General features: G+C 69.8%; 12 protein-coding genes. 4 read left to right on the forward strand and 8 right to left on the reverse strand.

Features of this window, described 5'->3' with window-relative positions:
• Positions 1-3: 3 nt before the first annotated feature.
• A complete protein-coding gene (locus ACE3Q8_RS05115) occupies positions 4-780 on the forward strand; it encodes a phosphatase PAP2 family protein (protein ID WP_374469168.1) in 777 nt (258 codons plus the stop codon).
• Here the strand turns inward: ACE3Q8_RS05115 and ACE3Q8_RS05120 are convergent.
• The 4 genes from ACE3Q8_RS05120 to ACE3Q8_RS05135 form a co-directional block, all read right to left on the reverse strand.
• On the reverse strand, positions 777-1,304 hold the full coding sequence (locus ACE3Q8_RS05120) for a GNAT family N-acetyltransferase (protein WP_374469169.1): 528 nt from the start codon (positions 1,302-1,304) through the stop codon (positions 777-779). The two genes, ACE3Q8_RS05115 and ACE3Q8_RS05120, sit on opposite strands and share 4 nt — an antisense overlap.
• Positions 1,301-2,179: an N-carbamoylputrescine amidase gene (gene aguB, locus ACE3Q8_RS05125; RefSeq protein WP_374469170.1), complete on the reverse strand. Its 879-nt coding sequence runs from the start codon at positions 2,177-2,179 to the stop codon at positions 1,301-1,303. The genes ACE3Q8_RS05120 and aguB overlap by 4 nt, the downstream gene beginning before the upstream one ends.
• On the reverse strand, positions 2,176-3,183 hold the full coding sequence (locus tag ACE3Q8_RS05130) for an agmatine deiminase family protein (protein ID WP_374469171.1): 1,008 nt from the start codon (positions 3,181-3,183) through the stop codon (positions 2,176-2,178). Before ACE3Q8_RS05130 ends, aguB begins: the two co-directional genes overlap by 4 nt.
• Before the next feature lie 135 nt (positions 3,184-3,318).
• Positions 3,319-6,621, reverse strand: a complete 3,303-nt coding sequence (locus ACE3Q8_RS05135) for a carboxypeptidase regulatory-like domain-containing protein (RefSeq protein WP_374469172.1) — start codon at positions 6,619-6,621, stop codon at positions 3,319-3,321.
• Between the two features lie 207 nt (positions 6,622-6,828).
• On the opposite strand from ACE3Q8_RS05135, the gene ACE3Q8_RS05140 reads away from it, so the two are divergent.
• Positions 6,829-8,379 (forward strand): ArnT family glycosyltransferase, encoded by a 1,551-nt coding sequence (locus tag ACE3Q8_RS05140; protein WP_374469173.1) that lies wholly within the window; start codon positions 6,829-6,831, stop codon positions 8,377-8,379.
• On the opposite strand, the gene msrA is transcribed toward ACE3Q8_RS05140, so the two are convergent.
• From msrA to ACE3Q8_RS05155, 3 genes are all read right to left on the reverse strand, one after another.
• Positions 8,354-8,932: a peptide-methionine (S)-S-oxide reductase MsrA gene (gene msrA, locus ACE3Q8_RS05145; protein ID WP_374469174.1), complete on the reverse strand. Its 579-nt coding sequence runs from the start codon at positions 8,930-8,932 to the stop codon at positions 8,354-8,356. The genes ACE3Q8_RS05140 and msrA overlap by 26 nt on opposite strands.
• 78 nt (positions 8,933-9,010) lie before the next feature.
• Positions 9,011-9,661, reverse strand: a complete 651-nt coding sequence (locus ACE3Q8_RS05150) for a 3-oxoacid CoA-transferase subunit B (protein ID WP_374469175.1) — start codon at positions 9,659-9,661, stop codon at positions 9,011-9,013.
• Positions 9,662-9,664: 3 nt separating this feature from the next.
• Positions 9,665-10,399, reverse strand: coding sequence for a CoA transferase subunit A (locus tag ACE3Q8_RS05155; protein ID WP_374469176.1), 735 nt, complete (start codon positions 10,397-10,399; stop codon positions 9,665-9,667).
• Between the two features lie 172 nt (positions 10,400-10,571).
• On the opposite strand from ACE3Q8_RS05155, the gene ACE3Q8_RS05160 reads away from it, so the two are divergent.
• Positions 10,572-12,476 (forward strand): monovalent cation:proton antiporter-2 (CPA2) family protein, encoded by a 1,905-nt coding sequence (locus tag ACE3Q8_RS05160; protein ID WP_374469177.1) that lies wholly within the window; start codon positions 10,572-10,574, stop codon positions 12,474-12,476.
• A 10-nt stretch (positions 12,477-12,486) separates the two neighbouring features.
• Complete coding sequence (locus ACE3Q8_RS05165; RefSeq protein WP_374469178.1) at positions 12,487-13,440, forward strand: isopenicillin N synthase family dioxygenase; 954 nt, start codon at positions 12,487-12,489, stop codon at positions 13,438-13,440.
• Between the two features lie 91 nt (positions 13,441-13,531).
• Here the strand turns inward: ACE3Q8_RS05165 and ACE3Q8_RS05170 are convergent, their stop codons facing one another.
• A complete protein-coding gene (locus ACE3Q8_RS05170) occupies positions 13,532-15,148 on the reverse strand; it encodes a pilus assembly protein TadG-related protein (RefSeq protein WP_374469179.1) in 1,617 nt (538 codons plus the stop codon).
• Positions 15,149-15,230: the final 82 nt, after the last annotated feature.

Genomic DNA, 15,230 nt, shown 5'->3' on the forward strand with positions numbered 1-15,230 from the left:
CCGTTGATCCGCAAACTCCTGCTCGCCGCCTCGCTCGCGGCCCTTTCCGCCTGCGCCACCGACGCTCCGGCGTCGAAGGCCGCCGTGGACGCCGCGCGCGCGGCGCCCGTGCCCACCAAGCTCACGGGCTACCTGTCGGCCGGCGCGCTCGACGGCAAGGCGATCCTGCCGCCGCCGGCCGCTCCGGACTCGGCCCAGGGCCGCGCGGAGCGGGCCTTCTACGACGAAAGCCGGGCGCTCGAGGGTTCGCCCCGCTGGAAGCAGGCGATCGAGGACAACGAGATCTGGCAGGGCGGCGCGCTGAAGCGCTTCTCCTGCGCGCTCGGCAAGGAGCTCAGCGAAGCCCGGACGCCCACAGCCTGGCGGATCCTGCACCGGATCGAGCTGGACGTGCGCACCGTGGGCACGCCGCCGAAGGACCACTACGCCCGCCAGCGTCCGGCGGTCGGCAACGAGAAGCCGATCTGCATCGCCCGCGCCGATTGGATGCGCACCAACGCGTCCTATCCATCGGGGCACGCCATGGTCGGCTGGACCTGGGCCCTGCTGCTCACCGAGCTAGCGCCCGCCCGCGCCGACGCCCTGCTGATCGCCGGACGCGAGATGGGCGAGAGTCGGGCGATCTGCGGCGTGCACTTCATGAGCGACATCGAGGCGGGCCGCACCCTGGCCTCGGGCATGGTCGCGCGCCTGCATGCCGAGCCGCAGTTCGTGGCGGACATGGCCAAGGCGCGCGGCGAGCTCGCCGCCGCGCCGGCGGCGAGCTGCCCCGCCGCCTAGCGGCGCAGGCGATAGAGCACGTGGCGGCGGAGCGGATGGTCCGCCGCCAGACGCGGGTGGTCGAAGTCGGCCGCCGGATCGCGGGCGAGGCCGATCTTCCGCATGACCGCCTGCGAGGGCAGGTTGCTCTCGGCGGTGATCGCCAGCACCTGGCCCGCGTCGGTGTTGGCGAAGATCCAGTCGCGCACGGCCGCAGCGCCCTCGGTGGCCAGCCCCTGCCCATGAACCTCGTGGGCGAGCCGCCAGCCGAGCTCGATCTCGCCCGGCTCGGGCAGGTCGTCCGCCATGACCTGCGGACCGATCATGCCGACCAGCCGGCCGTCGGCCTTCCGCTCGGCGGCGAAGAAGCCGAAGCCGTGACGCGCGATATGGCCGTTGATCCTGTCGATCATGGCGTCGGTCTGGGCGGCGTCGAGCGGGCCGCCCAGCCACTGCGCCACCCGCAGGTCGGCGTTGATCGCGGCGAAAGGCGCCCGATCCCCGTCCCGCCACGGCCGTAGGATCAGCCGGTCGGTCTCGATCACGCCGGCCGTGCGTTGGCCAGCGCCGCGTAGAGGTCCGTCCGGCGGTCGCGGAAGAAGCCCCAGGCGGCGCGGTGGGTCTGCAGGAAGTCGAGGTCGAAGGTGTGCACGAGGGCCCCCTCGTCCTCGCGCCCGAAGGCGGCCACCAGGTCGCCCCGGTGATCGGCGATGAAGCTCGATCCGTAGAAGAGCTGGCCGCCGTTCGGATAGTTCTCCCAGGGCTCGAACCCGGTGCGGTTGGCGCCCACGACGGGGATGACGTTCGAGACCGCGTGCCCCTGCATGGCGCGGCGCCAAGGCGCGGCGGTGTCCAGTGTCGCGTCGTGCGGCTCCGAGCCGATGGCGGTGGGATAGAGCAGCACCTCGGCGCCCATCAGCGCCATGGCGCGGGCCGTCTCGGGGTACCACTGGTCCCAGCAGATGCCGACGCCGACCTTGCCGAAGCGCGTGTCCCAGACCTTGAAGCCGGTGTCGCCGGGCCGGAAGTAGTACTTCTCCATGTAGCCGGGCCCATCGGGGATGTGGCTCTTGCGGTAGACGCCCATGAGCGAGCCGTCGGCGTCCACCATCACCAGGCTGTTGAAGTAGTGCGGGCCCTCGCGCTCGTAGATCGAGATCGGCAGGACGACGCCCAGCTCCTTGGCCAGCGGCGCGAGCTCGGTGACGCACGGGTGCTCGCGCCAGGGCTTGGCGGTGGCGAACCAGCGCTCCTCCTGGGCGACGCAGAAGTACGGCCCCTGGAACAGCTCGGACGGCAGGATCACCTGGGCGCCCTTGTCGGCGGCCTCGCGGATGAAGTCGGCGGTCTTCCGGATGTTGGCCTGCAGATCGTCGCCGTAGGACGTCTGGATGGCGGCCACGGTCATGGTGCGCGTCATCGGGCAGGCTCCTGCTGGGTGATGCAGTGGAAGGATCCGCCGCCGGTCAGGATGGCGACGGAGGGCAGGCCGATCACCTGCCGGTCGGGGAACAGCGTCTCCAGCGCCTGGACGGCGAGCTGGCCCGGCCGCTCTTCGTAGACCGGCACGACCACCGCCTTGTTGGCGATGAGGAAATTCATGTGGCTGGCGGGAATCGCGCGGCCGTCGTCGCCCTCCACCCAGCCGGGCGAAGGGATGCGCACGACCTGGATCTTGCGGCCGGCCGCATCGGTGGCGGAGGCCAGCCGGCGCGCCGCGTCGTCGTAGGCGTCAGCGTTCGGATCACCGCGGCCCCAGGCCACCGGCACGGCCACCACGCCCGGCGCCACGAAGCGCGCCAGGTTATCCACGTGCCCGTCGGTGTGGTCGTTCTGCAGACCCTCGCCCAGCCAGATCACCGTGTTCGCGCCCAGCGCCTCGGCGAAGGCGGCTTCGGCCTCGGCTTCGGTCCAGCCGGCGTTGCGGTTGGGGTTCAGCACGCACTGGCCGGTGGTCAGCACCGTGCCTTCGCCGTCGTGGTCGACGGCGCCGCCCTCGAGGATGAAGGGGAAGGCGCGCAGCGGGGCGCCGGATGCGGTGGCGATCTGCTCAGCCACCGTGTCGTCGTGCTCGAGGTCGTACTTGCCGCCCCAGCCGTTGAACCGGAAGCCACGAGCCTCCACCCCCTGCTCGCCGAGCCCGAAGATCGGGCCGGTGTCGCGCAGCCAGATGTCGCCGAACCTGCCGGGCACGATCTCGACGTTCGGCACGTCGCCCAGCATCCGGCGCGCGGCGGCCTCGCCGTCCGGGTGGCCGGTCATCAGGCGCACGGTCTCGCCGCCTGGGCCGGCGAGCGCGCGGGCCAGGGCGGCGACCTCTTCCTGGGCCGCCTCGAGATCGGTCTCCCACAGGTCGGCGTGGCTCGGGAAGCCCAGCCACATGGCCCGGTGGGGCGCCCATTCGGCAGGTACGGTGAAGCGCATCGGCCCCCTCTCGATCAAAGCCGCGCGCAGATGGCCCCGGGGGCCCCCCGCGTCAAGCATCCGCGACATAGCGCGCAAAGAAGAAGGGCGGCCGCATCGCTGCGGCCGCCCCCGTTTCCGTTCAGGCCGTAAGGCTTAGAACTTGTACTTCGCGCCGAACTTGACCTGCCACAGGGACTGGTCGCGACGGAAGGGCTTCACCGGCTCCTGGAAGGCGCCGTTGGCGCCCGTGCCGCGGTACAGGTACCGGGCGCCGGCCACGCCGCAGCCGACGGCCGCGCCGCCCGCATTGACGCAGCTCACGTCGATCACCGGCACCATGCGCGAGAAATCGTACTGCTCGAGCACGCCCCACTTGTCGTTCAGCAGATTGCCCAGGTTCTCCACGTCCATGAAGACCTCGAGCTTCGCGCCGTTCGGGAAGAAGGCCGGCAGCTCCTGGCTGATCCGCAGGTCGATCGTCGTCACGTCCGGCTGACGGAAGCCGTTCCGCGGGGCGATCTTGCCGGCGTGCTTCGCCAGGCCCGAGTTCTCCAGGAAGGTCTGGAAGCGCGCCACGTCGAAGCCCGGCGCGTAGACGACCCGCGGGTCGTTGGCGGTCGGGACGTAGAGCAGCGCGTTCGAGGTCGCCTGGCGGCCCGAGTAGCTGGAGGTGTAGTAGCCGAAGTCGTTGTCGAAGTTGCCGGTCCGGCTGTTGGCGAAGGTGTAGCTGAACGGCAGGCCCGAGCGGTGCTGGGCGAAGACGGTGAAGGACGTCTCGTTGTCGCCGAAGAACTTCTTCGCGTAGGCCAGGTTCAGCGCGTGACGGTGACGGACCTCGTAGTCCGAGGTCGCCGCCGGCGGGCGCTGCGGGTCGGCGCTGCCGAACCGGGTGAAGCTCGACGAAGCGATCGAGCTGGTCATCGGGTTGGCGTCTTCCGCGTCGGTGTAGGTGTAGCTGTAGCGGAAGCCGAAGCCGTCCAGGATGCCCTCACGCCAGTCCTTGGCCGCGGTGAACGCGATCGCGTCCGACCCACCCTTGTCGATGTTGCGCAGGATGAAGTCGCCCGAGTTTCCGGTCAGGTCGCCCGTGGTGGAGCGGCCGTACACCGGACGGCCGTCCGGCGCCGTCCCGATCTGGGTGGCGCGGGCGTCGTACCAGTAGAGCGCATTCTCGTTGATGGCCTTCAGGTAGTCGACCTGCAGGAGCCAGCCGTCGCCCAGGCCGAAGCGGCCGAAGTCGAACTCGTAGCCCACCGACAGGTTGGCCTTCCAGGTGGTCGGGATCTGGAACGACGGCGCGAGCGCGTTCACGTCACCGCCGCGCGGGGTGAAGGTGCAGCCCGCCGGCACGCCGGACAGGTTCACGTTCGTGTACGGACCGGCCGGGCAGACCGCGTTCGTCTGGCTGACGCCGGTGTTCGAGAAGGAGTTCGAGATCCACACGTTCAGGCCGGTGGCCGAGAACCGCCCGAACCCGCCGTTGATGTTCAGGCGCTCGATCGGCTCGTAGTTGAACGAGACGCGCGGCAGGAGCACCGACTCGCCGTCCAGGCTCTTGGTGTTGGCGAAGCCCTGGCGGGACACGAAGGCCGTGTTGAGGATCGGCTCGTCGTTGGTCGAGTACCAGTCGAAGCGGACGCCGGCCGTGATGTCCAGGTTGTCCAGGATCTGCAGGCGGTCTTCGGCGTAGAGGCTCGACAGGCGGAAACCGAAGTCGGCGGCGCCGGTGCGAGCGGTGCCGAGCGTCGCCGGGACCGTGCCGGAGGACGGATCGATGCCGCCGGTCAGCGAGAAGGCCGAGGCCCGGCGGGCCAGGTAGTCCGCATAGCTGTTGAAGGTGTAGGCGCCCAGCGAGCGGGCCACGAACACGTTGTAGAGGTCGTTCTTCTCGGTGCGGGCGCCGAACAGGAAGTCGTGCGCGCCGAGGCGGTAGCGGGCGATGGCCTCGAGGGTGTCGACCTTCACGTTCAGGTAGTTGTCGTGACGGTTGATGTCCGCGCCGAAGCGGATTTCCGGCGTGCCGGCGCCCGGCTGGATGCCGGCGAGGGTGTCGGTCGGGGTGATCCGGACCGTGGTCTCACCGACCGTCAGGCCGCCCAGCGGGATCTGGGTGGTGTCGGTCTCCTTGGACGACCAGCGCAGCTCGGTGGAGAAGTCGTCGGTCCAGTCCGAGTTCACCTGCACGGTGTAGGCGGTCAGTTCCTCGTTCTTCACGTACTGGCGCGACTCCAGGCCGATGGCCGGCTGGGTCGTGCTGTTGCCCTGGGCGAAGGTGTCGGACACCGAGCCGTTGAACGAGTTGCCCTTGGTGTTCTGGTAGGTGAACGAGGCGCGGTGGTTGTCGGTGATGTTCCAGTCGATCTTGCCGAGCCACTTCTCGTCCTCGACCGGGAACGGGCCGGTCACGACGCCGCCCGGATCGTAGCCGTAGATGCGCTGGGTGTCGGCGCGGAACTGCTCGACGGCGGCCGAGGTGATCCGCGGGATGCGGACCGAGGCGTCGCTGTCGATCGGGCCTTCGTCGAAGCCTAGCACGCCTTCGAACTTCTCGTAGGAGCCGAAGAAGAACAGGCGGTCCTTGATGATCGGGCCGCCGAGGGTGGCGCCGTAGACCTTCTCCTCGAAGGCCGCGCCAGCGCGGACGCCCTCGATGGAGTCACCGCGCAGGTCCTGGTCGGTGTACTCGTAGAAGGCCGTGCCGGAGAAGGTGTTGCCGCCCGACTTGGTGACCGCGTTGATCTGGCCGCCGGTGAAGCCGTTGTTGATGACGCTGTAGGGCGCCACCGAGACGTTCACCGCCGCGATCGCGTCCAGCGAGATCGGCGAGCGCTGGGTCGGGTAGCCGTTGTTGTTCAGCCCGAAGTCGTCGTTCTGGCGGACGCCGTCGACGGTGAGCTGGTTGAAGCGGGTGTTGGCGCCGGCGAAGGACAGGGCGTCCTGGTTCGTCGGGTCGATGGAGGCGAACGGGTCGATCCGCGCCACGTCCTTCAGGTCGCGGCTGATCGAGGGCAGGTTCTCGATGTCGCCCGAGGTGAAGTTCGAGCTGGGGCCGCCCTGGCTCGGGGCCGCGGCGGCGGCGGTCACGACCAGCTCGGCGACCTGGGCGCCAGTGGCGTACAGCAGGACGTCGACGTTGGCCGGCTCGCCCACGCCGATGGCGGCCACGTTGGCGGTGCCGGCGTCGAAGTTCGCGGCGGTCGCCTGGATCCGGTAGGGGCCGCCCGGACGCAGGCCGCGGACGGAGTAGAAGCCGCTCGCGTCGGTCACCGAGGTGGAGGTCGAGCCGGTCGGCACGTGGGTGATGGTGACGGTGGCGTTGGCGACGCCGACGCTGTTCTCGTCGGTGATCTGGCCGCGGATCGCGCCGGTGGTCGCCTGGGCGTACACGGCGCTCGAGGCGGCCGACGCGAGCGCAATCACCGCCGCGCCACAGGCGAGCCGTTGAGTGATGTTCATGAAGTATCCCCTTCTCCGAACCGTCGAGCCGTCGCCCCCGACGGACCCTAGGTGTCTTTCGGCGCCCTATACCCCGGAATCGGCCTTTGTGGGTGACGGTTTTGTAACGGTGACGACGGGTCGCACGAATCGCACCGAAACGTGGCGCCGGCGCTATACATCCATGCCCCCGCCGAGAGGCGGCGGCGGGCGGAGGCGAGGTTCGCGATGGGCGGGAGTGTGACGGATCAGGGGCAGGCGCGCGACTGGCGGGCCGCGGTCCTGCTCGTGGCGGGCCTCACCGTGGCCCGGCTGGTCGCCCTGTTCGCCACCCCGTTGGAGCTCTATCCCGACGAGGCCCAGTACTGGCTTTGGTCGCGCACCCTCGACTTCGGCTACTACTCCAAGCCGCCGATGATCGCCTGGACGATCTGGGCGACCACGGCCCTGGGCGGGGACGCCGAGGCGTGGGTCCGGCTGGGCGCCCCGCTGTTCCAGGCGGGCGCGGCGCTGGTGGTCTTCGCCATCGCCCGGCGGCTGTACGACGGCCGGATCGCGCTCGCGGCCACGGCGCTCTACACCCTCGCGCCGGCCATCCAGCTCTCCGCAGCGGTGATCGCCACGGACGCGCCCCTGCTCTTCTTCCTTGGCCTGACGATCCTCGCCTATGTGGCCCTGCTGCGCGCCACGCAGCGGCGCCTGCTGCTGGCTGCCGCGGTCGGGGCGGCGCTGGGCCTGGCCTTCCTGTCGAAGTATGCGGCCGTATACGGACTGATCGGCATCGCCCTTCATCTGGTGCTGTCGCCGGAGACCAGACGGGCCTGGTCGCCGACCCGGGCAGGCGTCGCCATCCTCGCCTTCGCCGCCGTGATGGCTCCCAACGTGGCCTGGAACGCCGCCCACGGCTTTGCGACGGTGCAGCACACCGCGGCCAACGCCGCCTGGGGCGGCCGGCAGCTCTTCAACGTCCCGGAGCTCGGCGAATTTCTGCTGACCCAGTTCGGCGTCTTCGGCCCGATCCCGTTCGCCGTGCTGATCGTCGGCGTAGTCCTGGCGGTCCGCCGCCGGCGGCTGGCGCCCGCCGACCTGCTGCTGCTCTGCTTCACCCTACCGCCGCTCCTGATCGTCACCGCCCAGGCCTTCGTCAGCCGGGCCAACGCCAATTGGTCGGGCGCGGCCTACCTGCCCGGCGCCATCGTGGTCGCCGCCTGGCTGGTGCGCTGGCGCGCGCGCGGCTGGCTGATCGCGGCGCTCGCCCTCCAGGCGGCGGTGGCGGCGCTGTTCCTGGCCTTCACCATCTCGCCGGCGTTCGCCGAACGGATGGGCGCGGCCAACAGCTTCAAGCGGGCCAAGGGTTGGGCGCAGACCACCGAGCTGGCGCTCGCCCGGGCCGAGGCCGAGGCCGCAGGCCCGGCCGGCCTCTCGGCCATCGCCGTCAACAGCCGCTTCCTCTACTACGCCATGCGCTACTACGGGCGGGACTGGTTCGAGGACCCCTCCGCCCCCCCGCTCCGCGCCTGGCTGCTTGCCGACACGCCGCAGAACCAGGCCGAGACCAGCGCGCCGCTCACCGTCTCGCAGGGCCGGCGGGTGCTGGCCGTCGCGCTGGAGGGCAATTGGCGGGCGGAGATGGAAGGGGACTTCCGGCGGGCGTACGGGGCCGAGATCGCCGGCGTGCGGCTCGACGCCAAGCGCCGGCGCCGCATCGAGATGTTCGTGGGCGAGGGCTTTGCGCCGCGCCCGCGCGATCCGCTTACCGGCCGCCCCAGATCACCTTGAGGTGGCGGTCGCGGCCGCAGCCGATCCGGTAGCCCTCGTAGCGGACCGGGTTCTTCTTGGCGAAGTCCTGATGGTAGGCCTCGGCCGGCCAGAAGGTCGCCGCCGGCCGCACCTCGGTGGCGATGCGGGCGTTCAGCGTCTTCTGAACCTGCGCTCGGATGGCCTGGGCGGTCTGCCGCTCCTGGCCGTTCGCGACGAAGACGGCGGTCCGGTAGGCGGGGCCCTTGTCGCAGATCTGGCCGTTGGGATCCGTCGGGTCGATGTTGTGGAAGAAGTGGTCGACCAGCTTCGCGTAGCTGGTCTTCGCCGGATCGTAGGTGACCTTCACCGCCTCGAGGTGGCCCTGGTGGTTCTGGTAGGTGGGGTTGCGCATTCCGCCGCCGGAATAGCCGGACACGGCGCTGACCACGCCCGGCGCGGACTCGAAGAACTTCTCGACCGACCAGAAGCAGCCGCCGGCGAACACGGCGGTCTTCAGGGTCGACTGGGCCGGCGACGCGGAGGCGAGGGCGAGGCCGGAGGCGGCGAGCGCCGCAAGGAGGCGCGTCTTCATGGGGCGAAGTCTGTCACTCGTGATCGTTCAGGTCACGAGCTTAGGTAGGAAGCCTCCGGCCCCGCCGCGAGCTTGGCCTCAGGCCGCGGCTTCCGCCGCCTCGAAGGCCGCCTCGGTCTTCGCCCGGACCTCGTCCAGGCTCACGCCGGGGGCGAGCTCCAGCAACCGCAACGGACGCTTGCCGCGGGCCACGTCGAAGACGCCCAGGTCGGTGACCACCAGGTCCACCACGCCCTTGCCGGTAAGCGGCAGCGAGCAGGTGTCGACAAGCTTGGGCGCGCCGGACTTCTCCACGTGCTCCATGACGACGACCACGCGCTTCACGCCGGCCACCAGATCCATGGCCCCGCCCATGCCCTTCACCATCTTGCCCGGCACCATCCAGTTGGCGAGGTCGCCGTTGGCGGCCACCTGCATGGCGCCCAGGATGGAGAGGTCGATGTGGCCGCCGCGGATCATGGCGAAGCTGTCGGCCGAGCTGAAATAGGAGGAGGTCGGCAGGGCGGTGATCGTCTGCTTGCCCGCGTTGATCAGGTCGGGGTCGGCCTCGCCCTCCAGCGGGAACGGCCCCATGCCGAGCATGCCGTTCTCGCTCTGCAGGGTGACGCTCATGCCGGGCGGGATGTAGTTGGCCACCAGCGTCGGTATGCCGATGCCGAGGTTCACGTAGAAGCCGTCGCGCAGCTCCTGGGCGGCGCGGGCCGCCATCTGGTCGCGGGTCCAGGCCATCTCTTAGACTTCCTCTCCGGCGGCGGCGCCTGCCGCCTCGCGCTTGCGGACGGTGAGCTGCTCGATGCGCTTTTCGTACACCGGGCCCTTCAGGATCCGGTCGACGTAGATGCCCGGGGTATGAATCTGGTCCGGGTCGATCTGGCCCACCTCCACCAGTTCTTCGACTTCGGCGACCGTCACCTTGCCGGCCGTGGCCATCATCGGATTGAAGTTCCGGGCCGTCTTCCGATAGACGAGGTTGCCTTCCGCATCCCCCTTCCAGGCCTTCACGATGGCGAGGTCGGCGGTGAGCCCCCGCTCCATCACGTACTCTTCGCCGTCGAAGACGCGGACCTCCTTGCCTTCGGCCACCAGCGTGCCCACGCCGGTCTTGGTGAAGAAGGCGGGTATGCCCGCGCCGCCGGCGCGGATCCGCTCGGCCAGCGTGCCCTGCGGGTTGAACTCCAGCTCGAGCTTGCCGGACAGGTAGAGCTCGGCGAACAGCTTGTTCTCGCCCACATAGGACGAGATCATCTTGCGGATCTGGCCGCCGGCCAGCAGCACGCCGAGGCCGAAGTCGTCCACGCCGCAGTTGTTGGAGACGACCGTCAGGTCCTTCACCCCCGTCTCGCGGATCGCCGCGATCAGGTTCTCCGGGATGCCGCAGAGGCCGAAGCCGCCCGCCATGATGGTCATGCCGTCGAAGAGCAGCCCGGAAAGGGCGTCTGCGGCCGAAGTCTGCACCTTGTTCGCCATGCCTCGCCTTTACGCTGAGAACCGGCGGTTGAGAACCGGCCAGGCGCAGAAATTCATCAAACGATGAAGGTTCGCAAGCCGGCCGTTTCCGCCGGCCGAAAAAAGCGCGTGCACGGCGGGCCGTTGCACGCTCCATTGCGGCCATGCTGACGCCCCGCTCCGGACCGGCCCGATGAACGGCCAGCCGCTCATGATTCAGGCCCTCGTCTATCTGACGGCGGGGGTGATCTCGGTCCCGATCGCGAAGCGGCTGGGGCTCGGTTCCGTGCTCGGCTACCTGCTGGCCGGCGTGCTGGTGGGCCCGTTCCTGCTCGACCTCGTGGGCGAGTCCGAGGACGTGATGCGCTTCGCCGAGTTCGGCGTGGTGATCCTGCTGTTCCTGATCGGGCTGGAGGTCCGCCCCGCCCTGCTGTGGCGGATGCGGGTGAACATCTTCGGCCTGGGCGCGGGCCAGATGGCGGCCACCGCGGCCCTGCTCGGCGCCGCCGGCATGGCGTTCGGCCTCGACTGGCGCATCGCGCTGGCCGCAGGCCTGATCCTGGCCATGTCGTCCACGGCCATCGTGCTCTCCAACCTGGAAGAGAAGGGCCTCCGCCAGGGGGCGGTGGGCGAGGCGACCTTCGGGGTCCTGCTGTTCCAGGATCTGGCGGTGATCCCGATGTTTGCGCTCCTGCCGCTGCTGGCCATGGGCGGGGCGGCGGCGCACGTGGAGGGCGGGCATGGCGGCGAGCTGATCGCCGACCTGCCGGCGTGGGCACAGCCGCTGGTGGTGATCGCCGCGGTGCTGGCCGTGGTGATCGCCGGGCGCTACCTGACCCGCCCGCTCTTCCGGTTCATCGCCGCCGCGCGGCTGCGCGAGATGTTCACCGCCTCGGCCCTGCTGCTGGTCGTCGCCGTGGCGGCGCTGATGGAGCTCGTCGGCCTCTCGCCGGCGCTGGGCGCCTTCCTTGCCGGCGTGGTGCTGGCCGAAAGCGAATTCCGCCGCGAGCTGGAAACCGACATCGAGCCGTTCCGCGGCCTGCTGCTCGGCCTGTTCTTCATCACCGTCGGCGCGGGGCTGGACATCGGCCTGGTGGCCAGCCAGCCGGTGCTGATCCTCGGCCTGGTGATCGGCCTGATCGCGGGCAAGACGGCGGCCATGTACCTGGCCGCCCGCCTCTTCCGGACGGGCAAGCGGACCTCGCTCACCACGGCCGTGGCGCTGGCCCAGGGCGGCGAGTTCGCCTTTGTCCTGCTGGGCTTCGCCACCGGCGCGCGGGTGCTCGACGGCGAGCTCGCCCGCCTGCTGACCGCGGTGATCGCCGTCTCCATGGCGGCCACGCCGCTGGTCTTCGCCGCCTACGAGCGGCTGGTGCTGAACCGCACCGAGGAACTGGCGGAGCCGGAACGGATCCCCTTCGACGAGGGCGACCCCGACGCCATCGTCGCCGGCTTCGGCCGCTTCGGCCAGATCGCCACCCGCCTGCTCATGGCCAACGACTTCAAGGTCGTTCTCCTGGACAATTCGATCGAGCAGATCGACGTCATCCGCCGGTTCGGCTGGCGCGTGCACTACGGCGACGCGAGCCGGCTCGACCTGCTGCGCACGGCGGGCGCCGACAAGGCGAAGCTGCTGATCATCGCCATCGACGACCGCGACAAGGCCAAGGAGCTGGTGGAACTCGCCAAGGAGAGCTTCCCCCACCTGTCGGTGATCGCACGGGCGTTCGACCGGCCGCACGCCTACGAGCTGCTGGAGGCGGGCGCCGACGGCGTCGAGCGCGAGACCTACGAGAGCGCGCTGAACTTCGGGCGCAAGGCGCTGGTCCACCTGGGCCTCTCGGAGCGCCGGGCGCTGCGCGCCGCGGTGGCCTTCCGCGAGCACGACGCGGCGCTGTTCCGCAAGCTGCAGCCGGCCTACGGCCAAGAGGACCGCTACATCATGGCCACCCGCGCGAGCCGAGAGACCTTCGAGAAGCTGATCCGCGCCGAGATGGCCCGCATCGGCCGGGAAGAGGACGGCGATGGGGACGACGGCGACGGAGCGCCGCGCCTGGGCGCGCCCGAGCGGGTGGAGACCGACCGGGAGCGGGTGTAGAACGGCCCGCATGAGCCAAGCCCTCGACCTCCAAGACCGCATCGAGCCCGTCTCCTACGAGCTCTTCTCCAAGGACTTCGACACCTTCACCCGCACCCTGGGCGACAGCTATGCGCGGTGGGGCTTCGCGGTGATCTCCGACCACGGCCTGCCGCAGGACCGCATCGACGCGGCGCTGGAGCAGATGAAGGCGTTCTTCGCCCTGCCGGAGGACGTGAAGAAGAAGTACAAGCTGCCGGTCGCGGGCCAGCGGGGCTACACGCCCTTCGGCATCGAGACCGCCAAGGGCCACACCCACTACGACCTCAAGGAATTCTGGCACGTTGGCCGCGAGCTGCCGCCGGGCCACGCCTTCCGTGACCACATGCCCGACAATGTCTGGCCCGACGCCGAGCTGCCGGAGTTCCGGGAGAAGGTGCAGTGGCTCTACGACGCCCTCGACGCCATGGGTCTGAAGGTGCTGGAGGCGATCAGCGTCTACCTCGGCCTCGACCGCCAGTTCTTCGACGACAAGGTGGACGTGGGCAATTCGATCCTGCGCCTGCTGCACTATCCGCCAGTGCCGCAGGACGGCCCGCATATCCGCGCCGGCGCCCACGAGGACATCAACGTCATCACCCTGCTGCTGGGGGCCGAGGAGGCCGGGCTGGAGGTGAAGGACCACGACGGCCGCTGGATCGCCATCAACCCGCCGCCCGGCGCGCTGGTCTGCAACATCGGCGACATGCTGCAGCGGCTGACCAATCACCGCCTGCCGTCCACGACGCACCGGGTGGTCAATCCGGCGCCGGAGCGCCGCGGCTTCCCGCGCTACTCCACGCCGTTCTTCCTGCACTTCAACTCGGACTACCTGATCCGGACGCTGCCCAACTGCGTGGACGCCCAGCACCCGGATCGCTACCCGGAGCCGATCACCGCCGACGGCTACCTCCAGGAGCGGCTGCGCGAGATCAAGCTCGCGTAAGGCCGGCGCGCCAGGTGGGGGTCACGGTCCCTGGGGAAGAAACCGCGACCCCCGGCCCGCGCAGGCCACCTCCCCGCGAGGGGGAGGATCTCTATCGGGTGATCCGGAGGTTGGTGATCGCCGCGGCGATGGCGTCGAACGCCGCGCCGAGCTGGGCCACATTGGTCACGTCGAAGAACTTGTCAGTGGAGGTGGCGCAGTCCCTGAGCAGGCTGGACGAGCCGCTCGTGACCTCCACCCGCACCGTGTAAATCTCGATCCTGCGGGCTTTCATGGCGGTGCAGAGCGCCGTCAGCCGGTTGTTCATCGCCGTGGTCCGCTGGCCGGTGCTCGAGGAGCCGGTGATCCCGTTCAGCACCCCCTGCCAGACGAAGCCGAGGCCGCCGTAATAGGAGTCGTTCGACGTATTGGAGTCGAACATCGTGTTCTCGCCGTCGGTCATCAGGATGACGATCTTGCGCAGGTGCGGCGTGCCGTAGGCCGCGCCGTCGGCCAGCGGGGCGTTGGGGGTCAGCGCGTGCCAGCCCCAGACCATCCCCAGCGGGATGTTGGTCTCGCCGATCGCCGTCATGGCGTCGATGCCGTCCTTGATGTCCTGCATGTCCGTCGTCAGCCGGATCATCGGCTGAAGGGTGCAGCCGGCGTTCGGCCCGTGCGAATAGGTCATGCCGAGGTCGGTCCGGAACGTGCCCACCCGCTTCCACGGCGCGCCCGCGGCGTACTTCGCCACCCGCCGCTCCTTGGTGATCCAGTCCGAGCCGCCGCCGTCGGTGAGGTAGTCGTTGACCTTGGCCGTGCCGGACACGTCGGGCTCGTCGGGCCAGAAGTACGGCACGAACATCGAGGCGGGCGTGGCGCTGGCCGGCGCCTGTTCGCTGATGTCGAAGGGCGGGCGGCGGGATTCCACGCAACCGGCCCACGACTGCCCGATGTTCTTCATCAGCGTCAGGCGGTCGGTATGCTGTACGCTGAAGATGTCGTTGTTGATCGAGCCCTGCCAGTGCTGCTGGCCGCGCGGATCGATCCAGGTCGGGATGCCGGTCCCCGTATGAGTGGCGGCGTCGTAGGTCCCCAGGCTGGTGGTGTCCTGCACCCGCACCGTGTTGGAGAACGGCACGAGCGCGATCTTGATCGGCTCCGGCTCGGCGCTGAGGGCCGCCGCCTGGGAGAGCTTGTCGACCAGCTTCTTGGCCTCGGTCTTGAGCGTCGCCAGCTTCGGCGAGTTGTTCAGGACCATGGAGCCGGTGTTGTCGAGGACGAGCGCGATCTCCAGCCGGTCGACGGCCCGCTGCACCTCGGTCGACACCCGCACGGGCTCGTGCTCCCAGAACGTGGGCGCGAACGCCTGCAGCTCGACCGAGGCCGAGGCGACGACCTTGGTGCCCGAAAGCGCGAAGGTGGAGTCCTGCAGGCTGGCGCCGCGGAGCAGCTTCAGGTTGGCGGCCAGCGCCTTGTCGCCGATGGCGTCGATCTCGTCCCCGGTCTGGGCGTTGGAGCGGGCGGCGAACAGGGCGGCGGCGTCCAGCGCGTCCTGCAGCTTCCCGCGCTGTTCGCTCGCCATGTAGACGTCGAACACGCCCAGCGCCATGGGCGCGAGCACGGCCAGCGCCAGGGCGAAGACGACGGCAGCCACGCCCCGGTCGTCGCGGGCGCCGGCTTTCAGCCGGGCCAGCACACCGGTTGCTTGGTCACGTGCCTGGGTCTGCATGGGTCGCCCGATCCTTGAGCCGGAATTCGCCCATCGGATCGCGCGATCGCTGTAAAAATCGGGGCAAGAGGGAGGGTTAACT

Source organism: Phenylobacterium sp. (assembly GCF_041913825.1).
Lineage (GTDB): Bacteria > Pseudomonadota > Alphaproteobacteria > Caulobacterales > Caulobacteraceae > Phenylobacterium.